Origin of the sequence: Nocardia sp. NPDC004654 (assembly GCF_040609595.1) — a bacterium.
GTDB lineage: Bacteria > Actinomycetota > Actinomycetes > Mycobacteriales > Mycobacteriaceae > Nocardia.
The window spans coordinates 62,127-85,497 of sequence record NZ_JBEXKI010000009.1 but is presented as its reverse complement, the minus strand read 5'-3'; the positions used below and the strand labels follow the sequence as shown (position 1 = coordinate 85,497).

Sequence of the window (23,371 nt, the reverse complement as noted above, 5' to 3'; positions counted from 1 at the left end):
TATCATCGTGCTTCCTTCCGAACGACAACCTGCGACCGCCACATTCGCGCGTACTCGCCGTCGGCGGCGACCAGTTCCTCGTGCCCGCCCGCCTCGACGACCCGGCCGCGAGAAAGGACCACGATGCGGTCGGCGTGCCGGATGGTGTGCAGGCGGTGGGCGATCACCAGCAGCGTCCGCCCCGCCACCAACCGCGACAACGCGTCCTGCACCGCCGCCTCGGATTCGGGATCGGCGAACGCCGTCGCCTCATCGAGCACCAGGACGGGCGTATCGCTCAGCAGTGCGCGGGCGATCGAAATACGCTGTGCCTCACCACCGGACAGGAGCGCGTCCGCGCCGACGACGCTGTCGTAGCCGCGCGGCAGCGCCTCGACGCGTTCGTGGATCTGGGCGGCCCGCGCCGCGGCAGCCACCTCCGCCGCGTTTGCGTCGGGGCGGCCGAGGGCGATGTTGTCGCGAATGCTGGTGCGCAGCAACGCCGTTTCTTGGAAGACGAAGCCGACACGGCGGTACAGCTCGCGCTCGGACATGCGGCGGACGTCGACGCCGCCGATCCGCACGGCGCCGCCCTCGACGTCCCAGAAGCGCGGGAGCAGCCGCGCCAGCGTGGACTTGCCGGAACCGGAGGCGCCGACCAGGGCGGTGACCGTGCCCGGCGCCATCACGATGTCCACGCCGTCGAGCACGGTCGTCTGCCCATCGTAAGAGAAACGCACACTGTCGAATTCGACCCGCCCGTCGACAGGCGCCACCGGGTCGGCGGCGCGGCCCAGCTCGGAAGTGGCGAGCAGATCGGCGATGCGGCCCGCCGCCTCGGTCGCCACCTGCATCGCCTGCGCGCCGAAACCGAGCGCCAGAATCGGCGCGCCGAGCCCGACCGCCAGCATCACGAACGCGATGAGCTCGGCGGGTTCCACAGCGAGCAGGACGCCACCACCGAGCGCCACGAGCAGCAGGACCGGCGGCGAGACGAGGGCGGTGGACAGCGCTTCCATGCGCCGCATCGGACCCGCCCACTCGCTCAGGAACCGCGCCAGATCGTCGGCCGCGCGGCGGTAGCGATCCCGTGCGCGCCCCGCCTGCCCGAAAGCCTTCACGACCGCGATGCCGTCGACGAATTCGACGACGGCAGCGTTGACACGGTCCAGTTCGGCGCTCCACTGCGTCATCCGTGCGGACCCGTCGCGCATCATCCATGCCACCGCGGCGAACCACAGGACGATCGGCGCCAGACAGATCAGCGTCAGCCGCCAGTCGAGGACGAACAGATAGCCCAGCGCCACCACGGGCACGACGACCGCCGCCACCAGATCGTTGATCGCGTGCGCGACCGCGTGATGGACCGCCGCGACGTCGTCGGACAGCACCCGCTTCACCCGTCCGGAGCTGCGCTCGGTGAACCAACCCAGTGGCACCCGCCCCAACCGGTCTGCCATCCGGCGCCGAATCAACAGGCCGACATCGGCGTCCGCGATGTGGCTCAGCGTGTACGCGGCCGCCGAACACGCTGTGCGCGAGGCGAATCCGATGCCGCCGAGCGCGACCCACAGCCAGACCGCGCCACGGTCGGCCGGGCCGCCGCCGAGGAGTTCGCGGCCGATCTCGACCACGGCGACGTACGGGGCGAGCGCGGCCAGCGCCCCGAGCAGCTGGAGCGCGCCCGCTACCACCAGCCGACCGCGCACGGGCGATAGCAAGACACCCAATCCCGATTTCTTCGGAACCGGCGGCGCGACCTCGGGAAGCACAGGGTCCAGAACGGATGTCATAACCAACCCCAATTTTAGATCAGTGTTCTAATTTCGGAGGCTACCGGTAGGGTCGGCACGGTGTCCAGAGGTTCGAGGCGGGAGTATCACACCGGGCTCTCACGGCAGGCGATCACCGAGGCGGCCGTCGCACTGACCGCCGAGCGTGGGCTCGACGGGTGGAGCATGCGCGAACTCACCGCGCGGCTCGACACCTCGCTGTCGGTGATCTACCACCACGTCGGCGATCGCGGCCGTGTGCACGCCGCGGTGATCGACGAGATCTTCGCCGAGATGTCGTTGTCGCTCGACGAAAGCGATTGGCGGCGTTGGCTGTACGACATCTTGTCCGCGATGATCGACCATCTGGTGCGCTATCCCGGCGTCGCGGCCTGGCTGTTGCGCAACGGCCCGCAGACCGAGCGACTACTGCCGACCATGGAGGCGGGAATGCGCCGGATGGTCGACGCGGGCTTCGGGGACGAAGCCGCGCACGCCTATTCGGTCGCGTTCAACACCTGCCTCGGCCTGATCGCCCTCGGGGACCAGAAGCCTGCCATCGGCGATGAAAGACATGGTGCCGCAGCGGAATCCGGCATGGCGGGCTTGGCGCGGATGCTCGAATCGCGACCGTCGGACGGACTGGACCAGATGCGCGATCTCGCCTCCGCCGCCGCGATCGATGACGACGCGGCGCGCGAGACCGCGCATCGGGAGTACTGCCGCTACGCGCTCGAGCGTGTCCTCGACGGATTGGAAGTCAGGTTGCGGGAGCTGACCGGTGCTGCGGGTCAGCTCCCGGCGCGGTGAGCCGCTGAGGGATCAGTCCGGCGGTTCCTGGGCGTTCTCGGTGGCGGCCATTTCCGGGGCGACCTCCCTGGTCGCCATTCCGGCGTCGCGGCCCTGGTCGGTCGGGCCTGGTGGCTTGTCGCTCTTGGACTTGTCGTTGTTCTCGTCGTCGGTGTCTTTCGCGCGTGACATGGGGGCCTCCTTCGTCGTCGCTTCGGTCTACCCACCCCGCCGCGCTTCAATCCCGCCGCTGTGCTGGCATGGAGGGATGGCTGTGTCGCAACGGGAACCGCATTCTTCGGAAGATCGACCGCTCCTGACCACGGAGTGGTCGCGGGCGATGGGCCTGCGCGTGCCGGTGGTGAACGCGCCGATGGGTGGCGTCGCGGGCGGGCGGATGGCCGCGGCGGTCACCGCGGCGGGTGGGCTGGGGATGATCGGTATGGGCAGCGCCGGATCCGCGGCCGCGCTGCGCCGGGAACTTCCGCACACGACGTCCCTCGGCGGGCGGTTCGGCATCGGTGTCGTGGACTGGGTCGTCGCCGCCGAACCGGAACTGCTCGACGTGGCCATCGCCGCGGCGCCGACGCTGATCGCGGTGAGCTTCGGGACGGATCCATCCTGGATCGAACGCGTGCGATCCAACGGAATACGCACGGCCACACAGGTATACAACGCGACCGAGGCGCGGCGGGCCGAGGACGCCGGTATCGATGTCCTGGTCGCGCGGGGCGCGGAGGGCGGCGGCCACGGCGCGGTGGAGATGGGGACGCTGCCGCTGCTGGACGCGGTGCTCGACGCCGTGACAGTGCCGGTGCTCGCCGCGGGCGGCATCGGGTCACCCGCGAGTCTCGCGGCCGTTCTCGCCGCGGGCGCCAGCGGGGCGTGGCTCGGCACGCACCTCGCCGCGTGCGCGGAGTCGTCGCTGTCGGAGGCGAGTCGCCGCGCGATGATCGCGGCCGACGGCACCGAAACCCTCGCCACCACGGCGTTCGACGTGGCGATGCGATTGCCTTGGCCGACAAGGTTTCCCGCCCGGGTGCTGCGCAACGACTTCGCGGCCCGGTGGACGGGTCACGAGGACGCGCTGCGCACGGACGAGGCGGCGCAGGCCGCGTTGACCGCCGCGATCGCCGCCGACGATCCGCGAACCGCGCCGGTGGACGCGGGGCAAGGGGTCGGCATGATCACCGCGGTCACCCCGGTGGCGCAGGTGATCGACGAGCTCTGCTCCGGCGCGGCGGAGCTGCTCGCGCGCGGACGCTGACAGCACGAGACCCGCGCACGCGGGCTCAAGCACTTGATTCAATCAAGTGATTGAGGCAGACTCCGACCGTGAAAGGAGCTGCCGATGTCCGCTGATGTCGACGAGGGCCTACAGGCCCCCTATGAGATCGAGTTCCCGTTCGAGCGCACGGTGGGACCGGTCGTCGGGACGTTCCTCGCCGGGCTGCGCGAGAAGCGGCTGTTCGGCGCGCGGACCGAGCGCGGCACCGTGGTGTGCCCGCCGCCCGAGTTCGATCCGGTGACCGGCAAGGAGCTGAGCGAGCTGGTCGAGCTGAAGCCGGTCGGCGCCGTCGAGTCCTGGACCTGGGTTCGGCACCGCCCGGGCGATCCGGTCGACGGCGATTTCGCGTGGGCGCTCATCGCCGTCGACGGTACGGAGGGCACCTTCTTCCACGCCCTCGACGTCGGCGGCGACCCGGCGCGGATTCGGCGAGGCCTGCGGGTGCGGGCGCGCTGGGCGGAAGAACGCCGCGGCGAGATGTTCGACCTCCGCTGTTTCGAGCCGGAGGGCGACGATGAATAGGACACTGCCGGAACCGGTTTCGCTGATGCCGACGCCGCTGCGGATGGAGTTCACGTTCGTCGCCGGTGTCGGTCGCTCGCGATTCCTGCGCGGCCTGTCCGAGCGCCGCCTGCTGGCGAGCACCTGCCCGTCGTGCCGCCACGTGTATCTGCCCGCGCCGGAGTTCTGCGCACGCTGCCTCGTCGAACTCGACGAGCCGACCGAACTCGACGGGCGCGGAATCGTTTCCACCTTCTGTGTCGTCAGCTTCCCGTTCCCCGGTCAGGAGATCGAGCCGCCGTACGTGGTGGCCTACATCCAGCCGCACGGCGCGGACACCCGGCTGATGCACCTGATCCGCGAGGTCGACATCGCCGAGGTGCACATCGGCATGGAGGTCGAGCCGGTCTGGCAGGAGGGCGCCGAGCTCGAGCCGTCGTGGATGAGCATCCGCCACTATCGCCCCGTCGCGACCGAGGAGGTTCGGCATGCGTGAGATCGCCGTCGTCGGCTCCGCACAGTCCGCCTGCCTCGCCGCGAACCGCCGCGACGACATGGCGGGCATCCTGCTCCCGGTGATCCGGGAAGCGCTCTCCGGCATCCAACTCGACCGCGACCGAGTCGATTTCGTGTGTTCGGGCAGTCACGACTTCCACGAGGGACGCACCTTCGCCTACATCGACTCGCTCGACGCCGTCGGCGCCTGGCCGCCGATCGCGGAGTCGCACGTGGAGATGGACGCCGCCTGGGCGTTCTACGAGGCGTGGTCGTGGCTGCAATTGGGGCACGGCGACATCGCGCTGGTGTACGGGATCGGCCGCGGTTCGCTGCCGCGTGACCTCGACCAGGTCGTGCCCACCCAGCTGGACCCCTACTACCTCACGCCGCTGCGCCCGCATCGCGACGCGATCGCGGGCGTTCAGGCCTGCGCGCTGCTCCAGTCCGAGGTGACCACGGAGCGCGAGATGGCGCGGATCGTCGCGCGCAGCCTGGCGGACGCCAAGGCCAACCCGCACGCACAGATGGCGGGCGAGTACGAGGTCGACGAACTGCTCGCCGCGCCCTATGTGGCCGCGCCCTTGCGTGGCCACGACGTGTCGCCGGTCGGCGATGCCGCGAGCGTCGTCGTGCTCGCCGCCGGTGACGTGGCCAGATCGCTGTGCGAACGTCCCGCCTGGATCCGCGGCATCGACCACCGGATGGACGGGCACTACCCGGGGTCGCGCGATCTGACCAGGGCGCCCTCCGCGAACCTCGCCGCCGCGCGGGCGTCGGCGACCGCGGGCTTCGCCGCGAGCGAGGTCGACATCGCCGAACTGCACGTCGAATACTCCGCGCAGGAACCGCTTCTGGTTCGCGAACTCGGGCTCGGCGCGGCGACGGCGATCAATCCGTCGGGCGGGCCGCTGGCGGGTAGGCCGACCACCGCGACCGGTCTGATCCGTATCGCCGAGGCGGCCAAGGGCATTCGGTCGGGCCGAGCCCGCCGAGCCCTCGCGCACGCCACCAACGGCCAAGCGCTGCAACAGAATCTGGTCTGCCTGCTGGAAGGAGACCCGGCATGACTGAACCCGTCGCCGTCATCGGCATCGGTCAGGGCAAGCAGGCCAAGCGCCGCGAGACGACCATCGGCGCGATGGTGCGCGAAGCGGTCGCGGCCGCGATGGCCGACGCCGAGCTGGAGCTGGGCGAGGTCGACGCGATCGTGCTGTCGAAGACCCCGGACCTGTTCGACGGGGTGATGAACCCGGAGCTCTACCTCGCCGACGCGCTCGGCGCCCGCGGGCTTCCGGTGACGCGAGTCTTCACCGGCGGCAGCGTCGGCGGGCACGCGGCCATCTACGGCGCGCACCTCATCGAGGCGGGGTTGGCGCGGCGCGTGCTCGTCGCGGCGTATTCCAAAGAGTCCGAGGGCAATTTCACCTGGGCGCTCTCCCGCGGACTGCCCTTCAGCGCCAAACTCGGCGCGGGCGCGGGCGGCCATTTCGCGCCGGTCATCCGCGAGTACATCCGCCGCTCCGGCGCACCGGAACACATCGGCTGGCAGGTGGCGGTCAATCACCGGCTCAACGCGCTGCGCAATCCGTACGCGCACGTGCACATGCCCGACATCACCGTCGAGAAGGTCAAGGAGTCCCGCATGCTGTGGGACCCGATCCGCTACCTCGAATCGTGCCCGTCCTCCGACGGCGCCGCCGCGATCGTGTTGTCGGCGGCCGCGCAGGTCGGGAAGACAGCGCGCCCGCCCGCCTGGATCCACGGCATGTCGTTCCGCACCGAGACCGGCCACTTCGCCGGACGCGACGAGGTCAACCCGCGCGCGGGCGCGGAGTGCGCCGCCGATGCCTACCGGCAGGCCGGAATCGTCGATCCGGCAAGGGAAGTCGACGTGGCGGAGCTGTACATCCCGTACAGCTGGTACGAACCGATGTGGCTGGAGAACATCGGCCTCGCTCCGCTGCACCAAGGCTGGAAACTGGTCGACGACGGGACGACGCGATTCGGCGGGTCGCTGCCGATCAACCCGTCCGGCGGCGTGCTGTCCGGCAATCCGACCGGAGCCACCGGCTTGGTCCGCTTCCTAGAGGCCGCGCTACAGGTCCGCGGCATGGCGGGCGAGCACCAAGTCCCCGGCGCGCGCCGAGCCATCGGCCACGCCATGGGCGGCGCATCCCAATTCCACGCCCTCTGGGTCGTCGGCGACGAACGGCCGAACACGTGAGGCCAGCTCCCCGCGGATCTTCCGCCCGCCTCGCACGGGACACCACCACTGCGAGGCGCGCGGAGCCGGTGCGAGGGCGGGGATGAACCGAGACAGGAGTTCGAAGATGCGGCGGGTGCACGTCGTCGGTGTCGGGATGACGCCGTTCGTCAAGATCGGGTCCAAGCCGTGGACCTACCCGGAGATGGTCGGCGAGGCGGTGCGCGGCGCGCTGGGCGACGCGGGGATCGGCTACGACCGGGTCCAGCGTGCCGCGGTCGGCTATGTCTTCCAGCCCTCGGCGGCCGGGCAACGCGCGCTGTACGACGTCGGCATGACCGGCATTCCGGTGGTCAACGTCAACAACAACTGCGCCACCGGCTCCACCGCGCTCGTGCTGGCGCGCGAGTGGATCGGCGCCGGTCTCGCGGACGTGGCGCTGGCGGTCGGGTTCGAGCAGATGACCAAGCAAGCCATGGCAGGCCCCGCGACACCGCCGAAGACGACCACCGTCGACGGGCACCTGCGAGTCATGTCCGCGCACTACGACTTCGGCGCCGCGCCGATGACCACCCAGTTCTTCGGCAACGCCGCGCTCGAGCACGGCAAGCGCTATGGCACGACGCCCGAACAACTGGCCGCCGTCGCGGTGAAGAACCACGAACACTCGACGCGTAATCCCTTGGCGCAGTTTCAGAATGCCTACACGCTGGAGCAGGTGCTCGCCGATGTGCCGGTGCACGGTCCGCTGACCCGCTCGCAGTGCTCGCCCATGTCGGACGGCGCCGCGGCCGCCGTGCTGGTGAGCGAGGACGTGGTGCGCGAACTCGGTCTGGAGGGGCAGGCCGTGGAGATCCTGGCCCAGGAGCTGGTCACCGACGACGAGTCCGCGTTCGCCACGGGGTCGATGATCGATGTCGTCGGAGCGCCGATGACCCGCGCCGCGTCCGGTCGCGCCCTCGAGGCCGCGGGGATCACCATCGACCAGGTCGACGTGATCGAACTGCACGACTGCTTCTCGATCAACGAGCTAATCACCTACGAGGCGCTCGGTCTGTGCGGGGAGGGCGAATCGGGTGCGCTGGTGGAGTCCGGCGCCACCACCTACGGCGGCGCTTGGGTGGTCAACCCGTCCGGCGGACTGATCTCGAAGGGTCACCCGCTCGGCGCTACCGGACTCGCGCAGACGGCCGAACTCTGCTGGCAGCTGCGCGGGCTCGCCGCGGATCGGCAAGTGCCGGACGCGCGCATCGCTTTGGCGCACAATCTCGGCCTCGGCGGCGCTTGCGTCGTCACACTGTACGCGGGGCCGTCATGAGCGAACGTAGTGAGCGAATCGTGTCGCAGCGCGCTTCGCGCATGCCGGAGCCGAGCGTCAGCGAGGCGCAGGCATGAGCGAACGGAGTGAGCGAATCGTGTTGCAGCGCGCTTCGCGCATGCCGGAGCCGAGCGTCAGCGAGGCGCAGGCACCCACGTGCCCAACGACGGTCAACGACGAGTGCTCGGAGCTGAAACACCTATGACGACAATCGATCTCGACGCCCACCTGCGCCTGCCGGTGCACAACGGTCACAGCCTGCTCGCCGGGCTGCGCAGGCACCGCCACGATCCGGTGCTCACCCTCGGTGACACGGTCCTCACCGGCGCCGATGTGCTGGAGGCGATCAGCCGCTACGTCGCCGCGTTCGCGGCCAACGGAGTCGACACCGGCACGCCGGTCGGCGTCCTCGCGCTCAACCGGCCCGAGGTGCTGTTCACCATCGGCGCCGGGCAGGTGCGCGGTCATCGGCGCACCGCGCTGCACCCGATGGGCGGGCTGGACGATCACGCCTACGTGCTCGCCGACGCGGGCATCACCACCCTGGTGCTCGACCCGGTGCCCGCCTTCGTGCAGCGAGCCCGCGAACTGGTCGACCGGGTGCCGGAGCTGAAGCGGGTCCTCGTGCTCGGCGCCGTGCCGCCGGAACTGGCCGATGTCGGCGTCGATCTGACGGCCGCCGCTGCGGCGTTCGACGCGGAGCCGATCGAGGCCACCGACCTGCCGCCCGACGCCGTCATCTCGATCAGCTACACCGGCGGCACCACGGGAAAACCCAAGGGCGTCATCGGAACCGCGAGCACCATGGCGACGATGACCCAGATCCAGCTGTCGGAATGGGAATGGCCGCAGCGGCCGAGATTCCTGATCTGCACGCCGCTCTCGCACGCGGGCGCGGCCTTCTTCCTCCCGGTCGTCCTGCTCGGCGGTCAGTGCGTGGTGCTTCCCCGCTTCGAACCGGGCGAGGTGCTGCGCGCCATCGAGGAGCACAAGATCACCGCGACCATGCTGGTGCCGTCGATGCTCTACGCCCTGCTCGACCACCCGGATCTCGCGACCCGCGACGTGTCGTCGCTGGAGACGGTGTACTACGGCGCCTCGGCCATCGACCCGACCCGGTTGACCCAGGCGATCGAGCGTTTCGGGCCGATCTTCGCGCAGTACTTCGGGCAGTCGGAGGCGCCGATGGCCATCAGCTATCTCGGTAAGCGCGAACACGATTCGGCGCGGCTCACCTCGTGCGGTCGTCCCTCGGCGGCGCTGCGCGTCGCGCTGCTGGATACCGACGACAAGGTCGCCGCGCCCGGCGAGGTCGGCGAGATCTGCGTCTCCGGACCGCTGGTCGCGGCGGGTTACCTGAACAAGCCGGAGGCCACCGCGGAGACCTTCCGCGACGGCTGGCTGCGCACCGGCGATCTGGCCCGCCAGGACGAAGACGGGTTCCTGCACATCGTCGGCCGCAGCAAGGACATGGTGGTCACCGGCGGTTTCAACGTCTTTCCCCGCGAGGTCGAAGATGTCGTCGCCGAGCATCCGTCGGTCTCGCACGTCGCGGTCGTCGGGGTGCCCGATCCGCGCTGGGGTGAGGCGGTCACCGCGGTCGTCGTGCTCGATCCCGCCGCGCCGAACGACGCGACCGCCGTGGAGACGATGATCGCGGAGATTCAGGAGACCGTCCGGCAGCGCAAGGGTTCGGTGCAGGTGCCCAAGCACGTCCTCGTCATCGACGAGCTGCCGCTCACCGGTCTCGGCAAGCCCGACAAGAAGGCCGTGCGCGCCCTGGCCGCGGAGCGGCTCGACCTCTGACGAACAAGGCGAAACCGGCTGGCGGACAGCCGGTTTCGCCTGTCAGCGGATGCGGTAGCGGCGCAGCAGCGACAGCGTCGTGAGGGTGCGGTCGAGGTAGGCGTCGTACGACTGATCCGGTCGCGGGCCGAGCACCTGCCGCTTGAGCGTCGCCACGTTCGTCGACTCGGTGAATTTCAGCAGACCGGCGTCGCCGTTGCGGACTCCCATCCCCGACGCCTTGAATCCGCCTGAGGGCGCGCTCTTTCCGGCGTAGGCGAGCGCGGCGGAGTCGTTGACATTCACGTGTCCGGCCGCCAGCCGCGCACCGACCGCGCGCGCCGCCGACAGATCGCGCCCCCAGACGCTCGCGCTCAACCCGTACCGTGTGTCGTTCGCGAGCTCGACCGCCTCGTCGACGGACGAGAACGGATACAGCGCGACGACAGGACCGAAGGTCTCCGCCCCGAAGACGTCCATCTCCGCGGTGACGCCCTCGAGCACCGTCGGCGCGTAGAACGTCGGCCCGAGCTCCGGCATGACGTGACCGCCGGTGAGCGCCCGCGCGCCACCGGCTTTCGCCTGCTCGACCTGCTCCGCCACGCGGGCGCACTGATCGGCCGAGACCAAAGCGCCCATCTCGATGTCGAAGTCGTAGCCGGGCCCGACCCGCAGCGCCGCGACGCGCGCGGTGAACTCGTCGCGGAAAGCCGCATACACCGATTCGTGCACGTAGATCCGCTCGATGTGCAAACACAGCTGACCGGTGTTGTCGAAGACCCCGGAGATCGCGCTGTGCACCGCCGCGGGCAGATCCGCGTCGGCCAAGACGATCATCGGGTTCTTGCCGCCCAATTCCAGGCACGATTCGACGAGGCGCTCCCCCGCCTGCTTGGCCACCAGCCGACCGGTCGCCTCCGATCCGGTGAACATCACGAAGTCCGCGCCGTCCACGACCGCGGGACCCACCACCGGCCCGTCGCCGCAGACGATCTGAACGAGTCCCTCCGGAAGCCCAGCCTCGAGCAGCAGCCGCAAACCGAACGCCGGACTGAGCGGAGTCCGGTTGTCCGGCTTGAGCACGATTCCGTTTCCGGCCATCAGCGCGGGGATCGCGTCGCAGTAGCCGATCGCGAACGGGAAGTTCCACGGCGCGATCACGCCGACGACCCCGCGCGGCTTGCGGATCTCGGTGGAGGTGCTGACCAGTGGTATCGCGCCGGGATGCCGAACGGGACGCAACAGTCGCGGCGCGCGCTTCAGATAGTGGCCGATGACCATCGGGATGTCGCACAGCTCCTCGAAGGCCATGCGGCGCGCCTTGCCCGTCTCGATCTGGATCAGATCGGTGATCGTCCGGTGGTTCTCCAGGACCAGGCGGTGGAAGCGCTCGAAGACGGCCAGCCTGCGGCGCACCGGCCAGCGCGCCCATTCGGCCTGGACAGCGCGGGCGCGGTCGAACGCCGCGGCGACATCGGCGGGCGAGGACTGCGGCAGTCGCGCGACGACCGTTCCGGTGAAGACCTCCACGACCGGAACGGTGTCGGATGGATCGCCCGCCACCAGGGCGGTCAGTCCCGAGAAGTCGTGGGCGGGAACGGTGGTCGTACTCACGAACGGCACTCTATCAAGTGATTGCATCAGTTGATAGAGATAACGTCTGCGCTGGGCGAACGGTCATTACAATGCAGCAGGTGACCAGCGCAGCGGACCGTGCCGAGCTTCGAATCAGCGAAGAAGAACTAGCCATGCCGACCGACCGGCGCCTGATTCTCGCGGCCGAGCGACTGTTCGCCGAACGCGGTATCGACGCGGTGTCGCTGCGCGCCGTGATGTCGGCCGCGGGCGCGAATGTCGCCGCGGTGCACTACCACTTCGGGTCCAAGGAAGCCTTGATCGAGGCGCTGATCCGGCAGCGCAGCGACGCGGTCGCGACCCGGCGGGCCGCCCTGCTCGACGAGGTGGAGCAGTCGGGCGTCGTCGGCGCCCGCGGCTTGGCGGAGGCGTTCGTGCTGCCGGTGTGGGAGATGGCGACCGGCGAGGGCGGATCCTGGGTCAAGTTCATCGCGAGCGTTCTCGGCAGCGGCCATCCCGCGCTGTCGACCGTCGCCGAGGGGTTCGCCGACCAAGCTCGCCGTTTCATGACCCTGCTGAGCCGCGCCTTCCCCGACCTCCCCCGCCACACCATCCGATTCCGCTTGGCGCAGGCCATGACCTTGACCTTCCAAGTCCTCGGCGATGTCCATCAGACCCAAGATCTGCTCGCCATCTCCGGCGTCCAGCTCAGCCCCGAGCAGGTGATGAGCGAACTCGTCGACGTCGTCACCGCCATCCTCGCCGGACCACCGTCGGACTGATCCGAAGATCAAGTGAACCCGATTTACTAAATGGTGTTCACAAATAGAGTGTGGTGTGGTTCACTCCTGTGGAACGTGTTCCAAAGGAGGTACCGTGTCCGCGCCATCCATCTCGCACGATTTCGATTTCACCGATCCCGACCTGCTCGCCAGCCGTCTGCCCGTCGAGGAGTGGGCCGAGCTGCGCCGGACCGCCCCGGTCTGGTGGGTCGACCAGCCCAACGGCGTCAGCGGCTTCGACGACGGCGGGTACTGGGTGGTCAGCAAGCTCGACCACATCAAGGAGATCTCCAAGAACTCCGAGGTGTTCTCCACCAACGCCAACACCGCGGTGATCCGCTTCAACGGCGACATCACCCGGGACGAGATCGACATCCAGCGCGCCATGCTGGTCAACACCGATCCGCCCATCCACGACAAGCTGCGGCGGATCATCTCCCGCGGCTTCACCCCGCGCGCCGTGCAAAGCCTGCGCGACGCGCTGCACGAACGCGCCGAGCGAATCGTCCACGAGGCCAAGAAGACCGGCGGCGGCGACTTCGTCCAGCAGGTGGCGTGCGAGCTGCCGTTGCAGGCCATCGCCGAGCTGCTCGGCGTGCCGCAGTCCGACCGCGGCAAGCTGTTCGACTGGTCGAATCAGATGATGGGCTACGACGATCCGGACTTCGACGGCAACCACAAGCTGGCCACCGCCGAGATCATGGGCTACTCGTGGAACCTCGCCGAGGAGCGCCGCAAGTGCCCGGCCGACGACATCGTCAGCCAGCTCGTCACCGCCGACCTCGACGGCGAGGCGCTCGGATCGGACGAATTCGCCTGGTTCGTCATCCTTTTGGCGGTCGCGGGCAACGAGACCACCCGCAACGCCACCACGCACGGCATGAAGGCGTTCATCGACTTCCCCGAGCAGTGGGAGCTGTACAAGGCGGAGCGGCCGCGCACCGCGCCCGACGAGATCGTCCGGTGGGCGACGCCGGTGATCGCCTTCCAGCGTACGGCGTTGCAGGACACCGAGATCGGCGGCCAGGCCATCAGCAAGGGCCAGCGCGTCGGACTGTTCTACGCCTCGGCCAACTTCGACGAGGAGCGCTTCGAGAAGCCCTTCGAATTCGATGTCACCCGTAACCCCAACCCGCACGTGGGTTTCGGCGGCACCGGCACGCACTTCTGCGTCGGCGCGAACCTGGCGCGGCTGCAACTCGACCTGATCTTCAACGCCATCGCGGATGTGATGCCGAACCTGCGTGAGGTCTCCGAGCCGGTCCGGCTACGCTCGGGCTGGTTGAACGGCATCAAGAGCTGGCAGGTCGCATACGAATGACACAACCCGCACGACGGGGCCGGATGCCCGCGATACACGACGCGGACATCCGGCGGGTGGCCAGGACGGTGCTGGCCGACCAGGGGCCCGAGGCGCTGACCCTGCGCGCCATCGCGCGCGATCTCGGCATCACCGCGCCCGCGCTGTACCGCCATTACGCCTCGCGCGAGGACTTGGTCGCCGCGCTGCGCCGCGACATCTGCGTGGACTTGGCGGACGAGCTCGCGGGGCAGGTCGCCGAGTTGCCTGACGACGGCGTCGTGCAACTGTTCGCCATCTGCAAGGGCTTTCGGCGCTGGGCTCTCGCCCACCCGCACGAGTTCACCCTCGTGTTCGCCTCGCCGAATGGCGAGAACCCCGGCGGGATAAGGCAATTCGACGAACCGTTCGGCCGCGTCTTCCTGGGCGCGGCGGGCCGGTTGCTCACCACCTACGACCTGGTGACCCCGCCGACCGACACGATTCCCGACGCGTTGCGCGAGGATCTGATCGGTTTCCAGACCGAATTGCTCGCCATGCTCGCCGAATCGAGTCAGAAGTTCCCCGCCGAGAAGCTCGACTTGGGCGTGGCCTATCTGATGATGACGCTCTGGGCGCGGCTGTACGGGCATGTCACCCTCGAAGTGTTCGGCAACTACCCGATGCCCGTCAGCGACCCCGACGCGCTGTTCGACGCCACCCTCGCCGACCTCGCGGGCAGTATCGGGCTCGCCGGGCTCAGCCCGCGGCCTTCCGGCTGAGCTGTTCCCATTCCCGGTACAACTCGGCGCGGGCGCGGTCGATTTCCAGAACCTGGTCGTAGGACTGGCTGCCGACGATGAGTCGCCGGGGCGGATTCGGCAGGGCGGCCAGTTCCATGATCACCGGGGCCGCGTTGCTCGGGTCGGGTCCGGATTCGTCACCCCACATCTCGGCGAGTTCGGCGCGCAACGTCTCGTAGTGCGGGAGGGGTTCGGTCGCCGTGGTCCCCGCGGTGAAGAGCCCGGTCGAGTAGCCGCCCATCTCCACGATGACGACCTGGACGCCGAACCGCTCGACCTCCATCGCCAGCGCCTCACTGAGCGAGTCCAGCGCCACCTTGCCCGCGCCGTAGAAGCCGACGGACGCCATGCCGCCGCTGCTGCCCATCGAGGTGATCTGCAAGATCCGCCCGGATCCCTGCGCGCGCAGGTGCGGAAGCACAGCCTGAACCACCCACACCGCGCCGAAGAAGTTCACGTCGAGGTGCGCGCGGATCTGCTCCTCGGTGGCCTCCTCGACCATGCCGTACAGCAGCCCGCCCGCGTTGTTGACCACCACGTCGAGCCTGCCGAACGCCGCCACCGCACGCTCGACGCCGTCGAACACGGCTAGGCGATCGGAGACGTCCAGCACGAGCGGAGCCAAGTGGTCCGGATATTCGGCGACCAGATCGTCGAGCGGCGCGATATTACGCGCGGCGGCCACCACGCGATCCCCCGCCGCGAGCGCCGCCTCGGTGAACGCCCGGCCGAGGCCACGCGAAGCGCCGGTGATGAACCACACTTTGGCGGTCGTCATGGAAAAGCCACCTCCTCTAGTCGAGACGATACGTCTCGGTTCGCTCAAAGTCTGCACGCTCGGGTCCCTTCTGTCAACACGAACCGTTCCGTCTCGTTGGCCTGCTAGTCTCGACGCATGTCGAATGCCCCCCAGCCGGACCGTTCCCGGCGCAGCGAACGCTCACGCCAGGCGATCCTCGCGGCGACCCGCGAGCTGATCTCCGAGGTCGGGTACGGCAAGGTCTCGATCGAGGCCATCGCGGCGCGGGCGGGCGTCGGCAAGCAGACGATCTACCGGTGGTGGCCGTCGAAGGGCGCCGTCATCTTCGACTCCTTCCTCGCGCTCAGCGAGGACGCGGACGGGCAGGGCTTGAATCTTCCCGACACCGGCGACCTGGAGGCAGATCTGAAGCTGGTCATGCGGGCAACAGTCGCCGAGTTCGCCGATCCGGACTTCGAGCGGCCGATCCGCGCCCTGAACACCGAGATCGCCAATGATCCCGAGCTCGCCGCCCAATACCGCGAGAAGCTGGCGGGCCCGATGGACGACGCCAAGAAGGCCCGCCTGCGCAGCGCGCAGCAAGCCGGTCAGCTAGCCACGGACGCCGACCTCGACCTGGTGCTGGAGGTGCTCTACGGCCCGCTGTTCCAGCGGTGGTTGCACCGCTCGGGCCCGCTCACTCCCGACTACGCCGACTCGCTCGTCGACCTCACCCTGCGCGCCTTCCGGCCCTGACGATCAGAGCTGCGGCAGCGGCGGCAGCTCGGTGGAGGTGAGTTTCTGCGCGGCGCGCTTGTTCATGCCGAACATGCGCAGCATTTGGAAGGCCATCTCGTCCGACAGCGCGTCGGCGTCGGCGTCCGGCTTTGCGTCGAGCAGTTGCAGCAGGCCGAGCAGCGAACCGCCCGCGGCCATCACGGCCAGGTCGGGGTCCATCGGTTCGAAGCGGCCCGCCTCCTGTGCGGCGATGATGTCGCGGCGGGCGCGCGGCGCGAGACCCTCGTCCCGCAGCATGATCGACATACCCGAGTTCAGCACGACCTTCACCATCTCGGGGATCTGCCGTTGCAACCGTCCGGTCAGGCGGAAGCTGACGGCGAACACCTCGGCCGGGTCGTCGTAGAGCGCCACGATCGCGTCGCGCATCTCGCTGTAGACCTGCAGCGCCGAGCGCACCGCCTCGTCGAACAGCTGCTCCTTGGACTCGAAATGGTTATAGAAGGAACCGAATCCGACGTCGGCGGCGTCGGTGATCTCCTGGATGCTGACGGCCGAACGCCCCTCCGAGAGGAACTTGCGCGCCGCGCCGAGCAGTGCGTTGCGGGTGCGCTCACGTCGCCGATCGACGCGGTTGCGCACTACGGGTTCGGTGGTCATCGGCCCTCTCCCACTCGGAATCGTCCCGAGAATCGTAACTGAGGAAACGATCAGAGACGATTCTCGGCGCGGCGCGCAGCCGTGCGCGCGACGTCGATCCATCCTGTTGATCCGACCATCTTTTCTGATGTTCTCATCATTTACTCTTGACAAAGAGTTTCCTCGCAACTGATGATTTCATCATCTGAACTGTGGAGGTGGCTTGTGACAAGCATCGACAAGGGGGTCGACGCCGGGCGGACGGTTCGAGTCGGCGACCGCGACATCTTCTTGACCGAGTTCGGCTCGGGCCCGGCGGTGGTGCTGTTGCACGGCGGTGGCCCCGGCGCGTCCGGGCTCTCGAACTACTCGCGCAACATCGAGGCGCTGGCGCGGCGCTTCCGGGTCATCGTCCCGGACATGCCCGGCTACGGCCGCTCGACCAAGCGGATCGATCAGTCCGACCCGTTCGGCGATCTCGCCGCTTCGGTCGGCGGACTGCTCGACGCGCTGGACCTGCCGAGCGCGCACCTGGTCGGCAATTCCTACGGCGGCGCCGCGGCGCTGCGGTTGGCGATGGACCGCCCCGAGAAGGTCGGCAGGCTGATCCTGATGGGTCCGGGCGGCGTCGGCACCACCCGTGCGCTGCCGACGAAAGGCTTGCAGTCCCTGCTCGCGTACTACGGCGGCGACGGCCCGAGCCGGGAGAAACTCGCCACGTTCGTGCGCGACCACCTGGTCTACGACGCGAGCGCGATCACCGAGGAGCTGATCGACGAGCGGTATCGGGCCAGCCTGGATCCCGACGTGGTCGCGAATCCGCCGCTGCGCAGGCCTTCTGGGCTGCGGACGGTGTGGCGGATGGACTTCACCCGTGACCCCCGGCTCGGCAAGGTGAACCATCGCACGCTGGTGATCTGGGGCGCCGAAGATGGGGTCAACCGACCCGAGGGCGGCCGCATGCTCGCCGAGCGCATGCCCAACTGCGACCTGTTCCTGGCCGCCAAGACCGGCCACTGGGTGCAGTGGGAGCGCGCGGACATGTTCAACGCACTCGCGACCGCGTTTCTGGAGGCGAAGTCGTGAACTATTTCCTGCGCCCGAACACCGACGGTTCGGTGTTCGGAGCGGTACATCTGGGCTACATCGCGGTGCAGTCCCAGCGACTGACCGACTGGGACCGCTTCGGCGCCTTGGCGATCGGCATGCACGTCGACCGGCTCGACGCCGACACCCTGCGTTTCCGGCTCGACGACCGGTCGTGCCGATTCCTGATCGAGCGCGGCCCGGTCGAGGACGTGACCGCCCTCGGCTGGCAGATCGACGATCACGAGACGTTCGACCGGATCATCGCCAGGGTCGCCGATCGCGGGGTTCCGATCGAGGAGGGCACAGCCGACGAAGCCGCCCTGCGCGGCGTGGAGCGGCTCTGGCGTTTCCCCGGGCCCAAAGGTATCGCCACCGAGATCTTCACGGCCCTGGTGACCACACCCGAACCGTTGCGAATGCTCAGCTCGGGCTGGGTCACCGGCGAGGCGGGTATGGGTCACGTCGCGATCGTGTCCAGGGAGCCGGAGTCGCTGCGCGGCTACTACCACACCGTATTCGATTCCCGCCTGTCGGATTACATCGACGAGAACGTCTCCGGGCTGATGATGAAGATCCGCTTCCTGCGGGTCAACGAGCGCCATCACTCGATCGCGATCGCCAACGTGCGCGGGGTGAAGATCGACCCGATCCGAACCCGGGTGCAGCACATCAACATTCAGTCCGCGACGTTGGACGACATGCTCGCGTCGTTCCAGCGCGTCACCGATCTCGGGTTCCGGATGGCGTGGTCGGTCGGCCAGCACACCAACGACCGTGAGCTGTCCTACTACTGCGTGACACCGTCCGGCTTCGAACTCGAGGTCGGCTGGAACCCGATCGTCATCACGCCGGAACGCGAGGCGACCTGGGAACCGAGCACCTATCAGGGCATCAGCATCTGGGGCCACACCACCGTCGGGCAGACGGTGCTGGACAAATTCGCCCAATTCCGCCGCGCCCTGGAAACCGTACGCACGCCGGAGATCACGGTGCCGGAACTGTCGGGAGGACTTTCTCGATGAGCGAATTCGACTACGACGTCGTGGTCGTCGGGCTCGGACCGACCGGGCTCACCCTGGCCAACCTGCTCGGCCGCCGCGGCGTGCGGGTGCTCGTGCTGGAGCGCGAACCGGAGTACTACGGTCTGGCCCGCGCCGTCTACACCGACGACGAAGGCATGCGGATCTTCCAAACAGCCGGTGCGGCAGACGAATTGGCCGCGGACATGAACATCGACTCCACCGTCCAGTGGGTCCGCGCCGACGGGTCGCTGCTCGCGCAGTTCAACCAGATCGAGCGTCCCCTCGGCTGGCCGGTGGTCAACTTCCTCTACCAGCCGTATCTGGAGAACTCCCTCGAGCGGGCGCTGGACAGCTACCCGCACGTCACCGTGCGGCGCGGCCGCGAGGTCGTCGGCTTCGATCAGGACGCCACGAGTGTCGGGGTCGAGCACGCCGCCTGCGTGGGCACCGGCTACGGCAAACGGGAACCCGAGACCGATCTCCGGACCTCCGAACGGGTGCGAGCGCAGTTCCTGGTCGGCTGCGACGGCGGCCGCAGCGTGGTGCGCACCCAGCTGGGCATCGACATGACCGGCACCAGCTTCCCGGAGCGCTGGCTCGTGGTGGACCTGAAGGCCAAAGACGGCGTGGACGCGTTCCGGCACCTGCCGTACTTCAACTTCGTCTGCGAGCCCGAGCTGCCGATCGTGTCCTGTCCGCAGCCGGGCGGACATCACCGTTTCGAGTTCATGCTGCGCGAGTCTCAGACCAAGGAGGAGATGGAGGACCCCGACAACGTCCGCGCGCACATCTCCCGGTTCGTCGACCCGGACGAGGTCGAGGTGCTGCGCAAGCTCGTCTACACCTTCAACGCCGTCGTGGCGGACAGCTGGCGCGATGGGCGCATCCTGCTGGCGGGCGACGCCGCGCACATGACGCCCCAGTTCATCGGCCAGGGCATGAACTCCGGTGTGCGCGACGCCGACAACCTGTCCTGGAAGCTGACCGCGATCCTGCGCCACGGCGCCGACCCGGCGATCTTGGACAGCTACGAGTCCGAGCGCCGCCCGCACGCCAAAGCCATCATCACCATGTCGGTGTGGATGAAGAACCTTGTCTCGGTGGACAACCCGGTGGCTGCACGATTCCGTGACGTCGCGCTGACCACCGCGCTGCGGGTGCCGGGGCTCGGCGGCTGGATCCGCGGGGCGAAAATGAAGCCGGAGCCCCGGTTCCGCCGCGACGCCTACCTGGGTCTGCCCCGGCGCGGGCTGCGCGGGGTCGAGGGCACCCTCGCTCCGCAACCGGAGGTGCGCACCTACGACGGCAGGCATCGCCGCCTCGACGACGTGCTCGGCCTCGGCTTCGCCGTGCTCGGCTACGGCGTCGACCCGCGCACGGCGTGCTCCGCCGAGGATCTGGCCGTGCTGGACGGGCTCGGCAGTCACTTCGTCACGGTCTATCCCCTCGGCAGCCGCCCCCAGGGCAAGCCCGGCGACGGTCGGGGCGGCGGCGACGCGGTGGCCGACATCGAAGACCACACCGGCGCGCTGGTGCGCTGGTTCGGCAAGGCCGGAGTCCGCCGCGGCGGAGTGGTGGTGCTGCGTCCCGACCGGTTCGTGTTCGGCGTCGCGCCGCGCGGCGAAACCGCGCCGCTCGTCGCGGAATTGACGCGGCAGCTTCGCCTGCCCACCGGCCACGCGCCGCTCCCCGAGCGCATCACCGAGCACCTGATCACCCCCGACTACGAGGAGTCCCGATGACCTCGACCGTCACCGAGAGCCCGGCGGTCTTGGCCGCCGCGCAACGGCTCGCCGAGGCCGCGGACACCGGCGTGCCCGCCGCGCCCGTGCGCGACCTCATCGGCAGCGACGACGTCGCCGTCGCCTACGCCGTGCAGCGGCTCGGTGTCCGCGCGCGCGTCGAATCCGGCGCGCGGGTGGTCGGCCGCAAGATCGGCCTCACCTCGCCCGCCGTGCAGCAGCAGCTGGGCGTCGACCAGCCGGACTTCGGAGTCCTGTTCGCCGACATGGACATTCGCATCCCACTGGCCGACCGGCCGCGACTGCTGCAACCGAAGATCGAGGCGGAACTGGCCTTCGTGCTGTCCGCCGATCTCGACACCGAAGAGATCGACGCCCGCAGTGTGCGGCACGCGGTGGACTACGCCGTCGCGGCGCTGGAGATCGTCGACAGCCGAATCGCGGACTGGGACATCACTTTCGGCGATACCGTCGCCGACAACGCATCCAGCGGGTGGTTCGCGCTCGGGGAGCAGCGGCTGTCGCTGGCGGATTTCGAGCCGCGCGAAGTCAGCATGAGTATGCGGCTGGACGGCGAGATCGTCTCCACCGGAACCGGTTCCGCCTGCCTCGGCGATCCGCTCAACGCGCTGGCTTGGCTCGCGCGCACCGCCCGCGGCCTCGGCGACCCGCTGCGTGCGGGCGAGATCGTGCTCTCCGGCGCGCTCGGCCCGATGGCGCCGCTGCGGCCCGGCGCGCGCGTGCACTCCGAAATCCGTTACGGCGTAGCGACGCTCGCAACCGTCGGCTTCAGCATGGAGGAAACCGCATGACCCGCACCAAGGTCGCTGTGATCGGCTCGGGCAATATCGGCACCGACTTGATGATCAAGGTGCTCCGCCTCTCGGACACCCTGGAAATGGCCGCGATGGTCGGCATCGATCCCGCTTCCGACGGCTTGGCGCGGGCGGCGCGGCTCGGGGTGCCCACCACCGCGGACGGCGTGCGGGGCCTCATCGCCATGCCCGATTTCGCCGAGATCGATATCGTGTTCGACGCCACCTCGGCCCGCGCGCACCTGGCCAATGCCGAAGCCCTTGCCCCGCATGGGAAGCGGCTCGTCGACCTGACACCGGCCGCGATCGGTCCGTTCGTGGTCCCCGCCGTCAACCTCGACGCGCATCTGGACGCGGACAACGTCAACATGGTCACCTGCGGCGGGCAGGCCACCATTCCGATCGTCGCGGCCATCTCGCGCGTCACGCCGGTTCCGTACGCCGAGATCGTCGCGGCGATCGCCTCGAAATCGGCGGGTCCCGGCACCCGCGCCAACATCGACGAGTTCACCGAGACCACCGGCGCGGCGATCACCGCCGTCGGCGGCGCCGAGCGGGGTCGTGCCCTCATCGTGCTCAACCCCGCCGAACCACCGCTGATCATGCGCGACACGGTGCTCGCGCTCATCGACGATCCGGCGCGGCGCGCCGGGGACGCGGTGCGCGAATCCATCCGGGCCATGATCGAATCCGTCGCGGCGTACGTTCCCGGCTATCGGCTCGAGCAGGACATCCAGATCACACCGGTGCCGCGGGACGCCCCGGTGCGCACGCTCGTCGGCGACCGGCCGGTGACGCATCAGGTGTCGGTGTTCCTGGAAGTCGAAGGCGCCGCGCACTATCTGCCGGCGTACGCCGGGAATCTCGACATCATGACCTCCGCGGCGCTGCGCGTCGCCGAACAGATCGCCCGAGGAGCCAGGGAGGCAGTGCGATGACCGAGGTTTTCCTCCAGGACGTCACTTTGCGGGACGGCATGCACGCGCTGCGCCACCGCATCACCCCGCAGATCGTCGCCGACATCGCCGCCGCTCTCGACGCGGCGGGCGTCGACGCGATCGAGGTCGCGCACGGCGACGGCCTGTCCGGCGGCAGCCTCACCTACGGACCGGGCAGCAACACCGACTGGGAGTGGCTCGCCGCGACGGCCGAAGTGCTGACCACCGCTCGGCTGACCACGCTGCTGCTGCCCGGCATCGGCACCATCGAGGACCTGCGGCGCGCCTACGAGCTCGGCGTGCGCTCGGTGCGGGTGGCGACCCACTGCACCGAGGCCGACATCGCCGCGCAGCACATCGGCTACGCCCGCGAGCTCGGCATGGACGTCTCCGGATTCCTGATGATGAGCCACATGAACAGCCCGGCGGGGCTGGCCGAGCAGGCGCGGCTGATGGAGTCCTACGGCGCGCACTGCGTGTATGTCACCGATTCCGGCGGGCGACTCACCATGAGCGGTGTGCGCCAACGGGTGCGGGCCTACCGCGCCGTGCTCGATTCGAGCACCGAGATCGGCATCCACGCGCACCAGAATCTGTCGCTGGCCGTCGCCAACAGCGTCATCGCCGTAGAGGAAGGCGTCACCCGGGTCGACGCCTCGCTGGCCGGACTCGGCGCCGGCGCGGGCAACACGCCGTTGGAGGCGTTCGTCGCGGTCGCCGACCTGACCGGATGGAACCACGGCGCCGATCTCGACGCCCTCACCGATGCCGCCGACGATCTCGTCCGTCCGCTCATGGACCGGCCCGTGCAGGTCGATAGGGAAACGCTGGCCCTCGGCTACGCCGGGGTGTACTCCAGCTTCCTGCGGCACGCCGAAACGGCGTCCGCCGCTTATGGAATCGACGTTCGCACCCTGCTCACCGAGGCGGGACGGCGCGGACTGGTCGGGGGGCAGGAAGACATGATCATCGATATCGCCCTCGATCTCACCGGCCGCGGCTAGCGGCCTGCTTCATCGCACCGTGGGCCTCGAGCGCCGCCATGACCGAGCGCCCGCCTGACCAATCCTCCAGAAA

General features: G+C 69.1%; 23 protein-coding genes. 18 read left to right on the top strand and 5 right to left on the bottom strand.

From position 1 onward, the window contains the following. Positions 1–2: 2 nt before the first annotated feature. A complete protein-coding gene (locus ABZV58_RS28055) occupies positions 3–1,772 on the bottom strand; it encodes an ABC transporter ATP-binding protein (RefSeq protein WP_355003170.1) in 1,770 nt (589 codons plus the stop codon). 60 nt (positions 1,773–1,832) lie between these two features. Between ABZV58_RS28055 and ABZV58_RS28050 the strand changes: the two genes are divergently transcribed. Further along, a complete protein-coding gene (locus ABZV58_RS28050; protein ID WP_355003169.1) occupies positions 1,833–2,561 on the top strand; it encodes a TetR family transcriptional regulator in 729 nt (242 codons plus the stop codon). Between the two features lie 12 nt (positions 2,562–2,573). On the opposite strand, the gene ABZV58_RS28045 is transcribed toward ABZV58_RS28050, so the two are convergent. Beyond that, complete coding sequence (locus ABZV58_RS28045; protein WP_355003168.1) at positions 2,574–2,732, bottom strand: hypothetical protein; 159 nt, start codon at positions 2,730–2,732, stop codon at positions 2,574–2,576. A gap of 148 nt (positions 2,733–2,880) precedes the next feature. Here ABZV58_RS28045 and ABZV58_RS28040 point away from each other — a divergent pair, with 148 nt between their 5' ends. The 7 genes from ABZV58_RS28040 (at position 2,881) to fadD8 (ending at position 10,154) form a co-directional block, all read left to right on the top strand. Continuing rightward, on the top strand, positions 2,881–3,807 hold the full coding sequence (locus ABZV58_RS28040) for a nitronate monooxygenase (RefSeq protein WP_355003461.1): 927 nt from the start codon (positions 2,881–2,883) through the stop codon (positions 3,805–3,807). Positions 3,808–3,891: 84 nt separating this feature from the next. Continuing rightward, positions 3,892–4,350, top strand: coding sequence for an OB-fold domain-containing protein (locus ABZV58_RS28035; protein ID WP_355003167.1), 459 nt, complete (start codon positions 3,892–3,894; stop codon positions 4,348–4,350). Further along, complete coding sequence (locus ABZV58_RS28030; RefSeq protein ID WP_355003166.1) at positions 4,343–4,825, top strand: Zn-ribbon domain-containing OB-fold protein; 483 nt, start codon at positions 4,343–4,345, stop codon at positions 4,823–4,825. The genes ABZV58_RS28035 and ABZV58_RS28030 overlap by 8 nt, the downstream gene beginning before the upstream one ends. Further along, entirely contained in the window at positions 4,818–5,894 is a 1,077-nt protein-coding gene (locus ABZV58_RS28025; protein WP_355003165.1) for a lipid-transfer protein, read from the top strand. Before ABZV58_RS28030 ends, ABZV58_RS28025 begins: the two co-directional genes overlap by 8 nt. Next, on the top strand, positions 5,891–7,051 hold the full coding sequence (locus tag ABZV58_RS28020; protein WP_355003164.1) for a thiolase domain-containing protein: 1,161 nt from the start codon (positions 5,891–5,893) through the stop codon (positions 7,049–7,051). The genes ABZV58_RS28025 and ABZV58_RS28020 overlap by 4 nt, the downstream gene beginning before the upstream one ends. Before the next feature lie 106 nt (positions 7,052–7,157). Continuing rightward, positions 7,158–8,348: a beta-ketoacyl synthase N-terminal-like domain-containing protein gene (locus ABZV58_RS28015; protein ID WP_355003163.1), complete on the top strand. Its 1,191-nt coding sequence runs from the start codon at positions 7,158–7,160 to the stop codon at positions 8,346–8,348. Positions 8,349–8,549: 201 nt separating this feature from the next. After that, a complete protein-coding gene (fadD8, locus tag ABZV58_RS28010; RefSeq protein WP_355003162.1) occupies positions 8,550–10,154 on the top strand; it encodes a fatty-acid--CoA ligase FadD8 in 1,605 nt (534 codons plus the stop codon). A 42-nt stretch (positions 10,155–10,196) separates the two neighbouring features. On the opposite strand, the gene ABZV58_RS28005 is transcribed toward fadD8, so the two are convergent. After that, entirely contained in the window at positions 10,197–11,747 is a 1,551-nt protein-coding gene (locus ABZV58_RS28005) for a succinic semialdehyde dehydrogenase (protein WP_355003161.1), read from the bottom strand. A 134-nt stretch (positions 11,748–11,881) separates the two neighbouring features. On the opposite strand from ABZV58_RS28005, the gene ABZV58_RS28000 reads away from it, so the two are divergent. The 3 genes from ABZV58_RS28000 to ABZV58_RS27990 all read left to right on the top strand — a co-directional run bounded on the left by ABZV58_RS28000 (position 11,882) and on the right by ABZV58_RS27990 (position 14,551). Beyond that, the gene (locus tag ABZV58_RS28000; protein WP_355003460.1) at positions 11,882–12,490 is read left to right on the top strand and encodes a TetR/AcrR family transcriptional regulator; all 609 of its coding nucleotides are present in this window, start codon (positions 11,882–11,884) and stop codon (positions 12,488–12,490) included. Positions 12,491–12,584: 94 nt separating this feature from the next. Then, the gene (locus tag ABZV58_RS27995) at positions 12,585–13,811 is read left to right on the top strand and encodes a cytochrome P450 (RefSeq protein WP_355003160.1); all 1,227 of its coding nucleotides are present in this window, start codon (positions 12,585–12,587) and stop codon (positions 13,809–13,811) included. Further along, positions 13,808–14,551: a TetR/AcrR family transcriptional regulator gene (locus ABZV58_RS27990; RefSeq protein WP_355003159.1), complete on the top strand. Its 744-nt coding sequence runs from the start codon at positions 13,808–13,810 to the stop codon at positions 14,549–14,551. The genes ABZV58_RS27995 and ABZV58_RS27990 overlap by 4 nt, the downstream gene beginning before the upstream one ends. Here the strand turns inward: ABZV58_RS27990 and ABZV58_RS27985 are convergent. Beyond that, positions 14,529–15,350: an SDR family NAD(P)-dependent oxidoreductase gene (locus ABZV58_RS27985; RefSeq protein WP_355003158.1), complete on the bottom strand. Its 822-nt coding sequence runs from the start codon at positions 15,348–15,350 to the stop codon at positions 14,529–14,531. The two genes, ABZV58_RS27990 and ABZV58_RS27985, sit on opposite strands and share 23 nt — an antisense overlap. 117 nt (positions 15,351–15,467) lie before the next feature. Here ABZV58_RS27985 and ABZV58_RS27980 point away from each other — a divergent pair, with 117 nt between their 5' ends. Beyond that, positions 15,468–16,067 carry a TetR/AcrR family transcriptional regulator gene (locus ABZV58_RS27980; protein WP_355003157.1) on the top strand — a complete coding sequence of 200 codons (600 nt, stop codon included), beginning with the start codon at positions 15,468–15,470 and terminating at the stop codon, positions 16,065–16,067. A 3-nt stretch (positions 16,068–16,070) separates the two neighbouring features. On the opposite strand, the gene ABZV58_RS27975 is transcribed toward ABZV58_RS27980, so the two are convergent. Beyond that, positions 16,071–16,709, bottom strand: coding sequence for a helix-turn-helix domain-containing protein (locus ABZV58_RS27975; RefSeq protein WP_355003156.1), 639 nt, complete (start codon positions 16,707–16,709; stop codon positions 16,071–16,073). A gap of 204 nt (positions 16,710–16,913) precedes the next feature. Between ABZV58_RS27975 and ABZV58_RS27970 the strand changes: the two genes are divergently transcribed. Genes ABZV58_RS27970 through dmpG form a run of 6 tightly spaced genes read left to right on the top strand, consistent with a single transcriptional unit; the run spans position 16,914 to position 23,298 of the window. Further along, the gene (locus ABZV58_RS27970; RefSeq protein WP_355003155.1) at positions 16,914–17,774 is read left to right on the top strand and encodes an alpha/beta fold hydrolase; all 861 of its coding nucleotides are present in this window, start codon (positions 16,914–16,916) and stop codon (positions 17,772–17,774) included. Beyond that, positions 17,771–18,799 (top strand): VOC family protein, encoded by a 1,029-nt coding sequence (locus ABZV58_RS27965; protein ID WP_355003154.1) that lies wholly within the window; start codon positions 17,771–17,773, stop codon positions 18,797–18,799. The genes ABZV58_RS27970 and ABZV58_RS27965 overlap by 4 nt, the downstream gene beginning before the upstream one ends. After that, a complete protein-coding gene (locus tag ABZV58_RS27960; RefSeq protein WP_355003153.1) occupies positions 18,796–20,541 on the top strand; it encodes a bifunctional 3-(3-hydroxy-phenyl)propionate/3-hydroxycinnamic acid hydroxylase in 1,746 nt (581 codons plus the stop codon). The genes ABZV58_RS27965 and ABZV58_RS27960 overlap by 4 nt, the downstream gene beginning before the upstream one ends. Further along, positions 20,538–21,353: a fumarylacetoacetate hydrolase family protein gene (locus tag ABZV58_RS27955; RefSeq protein ID WP_355003152.1), complete on the top strand. Its 816-nt coding sequence runs from the start codon at positions 20,538–20,540 to the stop codon at positions 21,351–21,353. Before ABZV58_RS27960 ends, ABZV58_RS27955 begins: the two co-directional genes overlap by 4 nt. Next, a complete protein-coding gene (locus tag ABZV58_RS27950) occupies positions 21,350–22,294 on the top strand; it encodes an acetaldehyde dehydrogenase (acetylating) (protein ID WP_355003151.1) in 945 nt (314 codons plus the stop codon). The genes ABZV58_RS27955 and ABZV58_RS27950 overlap by 4 nt, the downstream gene beginning before the upstream one ends. Continuing rightward, entirely contained in the window at positions 22,291–23,298 is a 1,008-nt protein-coding gene (gene dmpG, locus ABZV58_RS27945; RefSeq protein WP_355003150.1) for a 4-hydroxy-2-oxovalerate aldolase, read from the top strand. The genes ABZV58_RS27950 and dmpG overlap by 4 nt, the downstream gene beginning before the upstream one ends. Positions 23,299–23,371: the final 73 nt, after the last annotated feature.